Source organism: Kistimonas scapharcae, from assembly GCF_039540975.1.
GTDB lineage: Bacteria > Pseudomonadota > Gammaproteobacteria > Pseudomonadales > Endozoicomonadaceae > Kistimonas > Kistimonas scapharcae.
On sequence record NZ_BAABFL010000018.1, the window covers coordinates 1 to 4,837 of the forward strand.

At 51.0% G+C, this 4,837-nt stretch carries 2 protein-coding genes; both read right to left on the reverse strand.

What is annotated here, in order from left to right; genetic code table 11:
* On the reverse strand, positions 1-713 hold a 713-nt coding region (locus ABD892_RS27005; protein WP_425559143.1), incomplete at its 3' end, for an Ig-like domain-containing protein.
* Positions 665-4,819 (reverse strand): beta strand repeat-containing protein, encoded by a 4,155-nt coding sequence (locus ABD892_RS01765; protein ID WP_425559144.1) that lies wholly within the window; start codon positions 4,817-4,819, stop codon positions 665-667. The genes ABD892_RS01765 and ABD892_RS27005, both read right to left, overlap by 49 nt.
* Positions 4,820-4,837: the final 18 nt, after the last annotated feature.

The following is a 4,837-nucleotide window of genomic DNA, read 5'->3' on the forward strand; positions in this document are numbered from 1 at the left end:
GTGGCCGGCTCACTGGTGTCGTTAGCCGTACCGGAATCGTCCACCGCTTCGTAGGTAAACGTAACCTGACGGGTTTCTCCCGCTGCCAGATCCTGGAAGTCGCTGCCCGGGTTGAAGCTGAACGTGCCATCACCGTTATTAGTGACTGAGCCTTCACTTGGCTGGGTCAGGATATTGAAGGTGTGGGTATCGGTTGTGTCCGCATCCGTGGCGCCGAAGTTGCCCGTGACCGCTGCGCCATCTTCCGTGGCACTGATACTCTCAACCGCTGCTGTTGGTTTGTCGTTAGTACCCGTGATCGTAATCGTGACCGTGGCCGGCTCACTGGTATCGTTGGCCGTACCGGAATCGTCTACAGCCTCATAGGTAAACGTAACCTGACGGGTTTCTCCCGCTGCCAGATCCTGGAAGTCGCTGCCCGGGTTGAAGCTGAAGGTACCGTCGTTGTTGTTAGTAACAGTACCTTCGCTGGGCTGGGTCAGGAAATTGAAGGTGTGGGTATCGGTGGTATCCGTATCCGAGGCACCAAAGCTGCCCGTGACCGCTGCACCATCTTCCGTGGCACTGATACTCTTAACTTCAGCAGTGGGTTTGTCGTTGGTACCCGTGATCGTAATCGTGACCGTGGCCGGCTCACTGGTATCGTTGGCCGTACCGGAATCGTCTACAGCCTCATAGGTAAACGTAACCTGACGGGTTTCTCCCGCTGCCAGATCCTGGAAGTCNAGGCATTAACAATCACGACCTCCGCCGTCGGCTTGTCATTGGTTCCGTTAACAACCAGGGTCACCGTAGATGTTGATAAACTTCCTTCATCGTCAGACATCGTATAGCGTACTGTGATACTGGTTGATTCACCCGCGGCAAGGTTGTCAAAATCACTGCCCGGGTCAAAGCGAAGCTGATTGCCATCAACCGTGACCGTTCCCAGCCCTGAAACAGGTTGATCATTTTCATCAACAATCTGAACCGTATTCAGCGTGAAATTCGCTGACGAATCATTGTGATCGGCATCAATGTCGTTGGCCAGTACATCGACCGTCAGAACTTCATGTTCATCACCCACTACCGAATGGGTCGTACCTTCAAAGAGCTGGAATCCATCCAGCCCCGTGTAGCTGTCACCATTATTATCGGTGATATCCAGTTTAAAGAAGCGGTATTCTGCGGCGGATGACAGGCTGAATGTCTTGGTTTCCCTCGACGTCCAGTCAGTGACAGAAGACTGTGTATCAATAACATCAAAATTAACGCCATCGTTACTGCCAAGGAGCCGCCATTCTGATGGCTCGCGCCCAATCGTATTGGGTATCGCCGTTAATGAATACTGCAGAATACTTTTGGTTTCCGGCATTTCGACCTGTAACCAGGCAGAACTGCCCTGTGCCGCCCAGGAGTTGGCATTGTTAGATGCAGATGCATCAACATTATCGAATACCTTATAAGCCGCAAACGTAGAGCTGGCTTCATGGCTACTGGTTATTTGGAATCCCTGATCATTATTACTGGTCAGCGTAGGTATATAACCGGTTTCACTGACAGAGAAATCAGCACGAGCCTCGGGCGTATCGTTGGTACCTGTTATCGTGATGGTAACGGTCGATGAAGCATCTGCCCCTTCATCATCAGACATGCTGTAGCGCACTGTAACAGTTGCTGTTTCACCGGTTGCCAGGTAGTCAAAATCGGTTCCCGGATCGAACTGCAGCTGATTGCCTACAACACTCACACTCCCTTGTCCGGTAACAGGATCACCGTTTGTATCAACCAGCTGTACGGTATCAAGCGAGAAGTTGGTGGGACTATCATTATGGTCAATGTCTGAATCATTACTCAGTACATTAATCGTCAGAATCTCATTCTCGTGACCTTCGCCGGTGTCGGCTGTTGCCACGGGATCATCATTGGTACCAGTCACCGTGATTGTCGCTGTCGACTCAGATGTCTTACCTTCATCATCAGACATGACATAACGAACCGTTATCGTCTCTGTTTCGCCGGTGGCTAAACTCTCGAAGTCACTGCCTGGGTTATAACTGAGCCGGTTATTAACAATGCTGACTGTGCCCTTTCCTGTCAGCGGATCGCCATCACCATTAACAATTTCGACCGTATCAAGACTAAAATTGGCCGGTGAAACGTTATGATCAGCGTCAGTATCATTGGCGAGTACATTCAGTATTAACTCAGCGTTTTCTGTCGTACCTCCACTATCGACTGCTGCTACCGGCCCATCATTACTGCCAGTAACTGTCACCGTCAGTGTGCCATCATCCGTTGCACCTGACTGATCTTGAACCTGATATGTGATAGTGACAGTCGCCGTTTCCCCGGTTCCCAGAAAATCGAAATCGGTTCCGGGGTTGAATGTCACGTTGTTACCACTCTGGGAAACCGTAGCATCAGTCAACGTAATCGCGTTATTACCCTGGGCAAGCGCAGAGGAAACAGACACAGAGCCCGATTTCAGACTCAGAACATCGTCATTATCAACATCGGTATCATTGGCAATCACATCGACCGTAACCTGGTCGTTTTCATCAATGGATCGCGCATCAACAACGGCCACAGGGTCATCATTGGTACCCGTAACGGTAATAGTGACCGTTTGTGCTGTACTGGTTGCATTATCCGCACCGGATGTATCCGTTGCGTTATAGGTAAACGTTACCTGGCGAGTTTCCCCCTGCGCCAGATCGCGGAAATCCTCTCCCGGGTTGAACGTGAACGTGCCGTCATTATTGTTAGTGACAGTACCTTCAGCGGGCTGGGTCACAATTGTAAACGTATGGGAGTCACTGGTATCCGTATCTGTGACACTGAACGTTCCACTAACGGATGCGCTGTCACCGGCATCCACAGAGACGGGGTCAACCACCGGTTGGTCATTGGTACCAATGATGCGCAAGGTCACCGTCGACTCTGATGTTTCCCCTTCATTATCCGCCATGACATAGCGAACGGTGACTGTCGTTGATGCGCCAGCAGACAGATAATCGAAATCAGAACCTGGCACGAATTGCAGCTGGTTGTTTAGTACGCTGACCGATCCCTGACCACTCACCGGATCCCCATTCGTATCAACCAACTGTACAGTCTGCAGGGTAAAATTGTCCGTACTGTCGTTATGGTCCGCATCAATATCATTGGCTAGAACATCAATGGTCAGGGTTTCATTCTCTTCGCCGGTCGCATTAGCCGAAGACCCTTCATACAGCTGGAGTGCATCGAAACCGGTATAGGCCTCGCCATTATTATCTGTGATATTGATTTTGAAGAAGCGGTAATCAGCGGGCGCATCCAGTGTAAATTTCTTGGTTTCCCTGGAACCCCAGTCATTGATGCCCGTTTGACTGTCGAGCACAACAAAATTAACACCGTCATTACTGCCCAGGAATTCCCACTCGGACGGTTCACGCCCAAGTGATTGTGCAATCGCCTTGATTGAATACTGGAGAATACTCTTCGATTCAGGCATCTCCAGCTGCAACCAGCCAGTGCTTCCAGAGGTTGCCCAGGCATTGGAGTTATTTGTGGCTGAAGCATCCACATTGTCGAATGCTTTATAGGCTGCGAAGGCATCACTAAGCTGGCCGCTGGCTGTTACCGTATAGCCCTGATCATTAGCGGAACTCAGAGCCGGTAAGAAACCGTCCTCACTGATGGGGAAGTCGGCCTTGGCCACTGGCGCATCATTGGTTCCCGTAATCGTGACCGTTACATCTGCGGTTGATGTTGCACCTTCATTGTCAGACATCACATAGCGTAACGTGACAGTGGTCGACTCCCCTGTCGCCAGGTAATCAAAGTCTGTCCCCGGGTCAAATTTCAGCTCGTTATTAACGACAGAGACACTCCCCTGATTACCGACTGGATTCCCATCGCCATCAACGACCTGCACAGTATCCAGTGAAAAATTCGCGGGACCATCGTCGCTATCGATATCTGTGTCATTTGCCAGAACATTAATGGTCAGCACTTCATTTTCATGAGCCGATGCAGTATCTGCGGTGGCGACAGGATCATCATTTGTGCCGGTAACAGTAATGGTGGCTATCGCTGAGGACTGCTCACCCGCACTATCCGACATGGTATAGCGTACTCTGACCGTCGCCGTTTCACCGGTCGCCAACGCGTCAAAGTCACTACCTGGATTAAAACTCAACCGGTTATTGATAATGCTGACACTACCCTGGTCAGTCACCGGGTCACCTAGCTCATCTACCAGTTGCACATTATCCAGTGAGAAATTCGTGGCCGAATCGCCCTGATCAACATCCGTATCGTTGGCCAGCACATCCAGCGACAGTGTCGTATTTTCAGTCGTTGAGCCGGTATCAGCGACTGCCTGCGGTCCTTCATTGGTACCGGTTACTGTCACCGTCAACGTGCCGGGTGATGTCGCTCCCTGACTGTCTTCTACCGTGTAGTTAATCGTAACCGTTGCCGTTTCGCCAGCATCAAGAAAATCAAAGTCAGTACCCGGGTCAAATGTAATACTGTTGCCACTCTGACTCAGCTCGGCATCAATCAAGGTGAGCGCCATATTGCCAGCAGCCATCGCACTGGCAACCGAAGCGGTTCCGGCTTTCAGTGACAGCACATCGCCGTTATCAACATCCGTATCGTTTGCAATTACATCAACCGAGACTGACGCTGTCGCCAGTGTGGAATCGCTATCCGCAACGGCTACTGGGCCATCATTCGTACCCGTTACCGTAATCGTGACAGTAGCCGGCTCACTGGTATCGTTGGCCGTACCGGAATCGTCCACTGCTTCATAGGTAAACGTAACCTGACGGGTTTCTCCCGCTGCCAGATCCTGGAAGTCACTGCC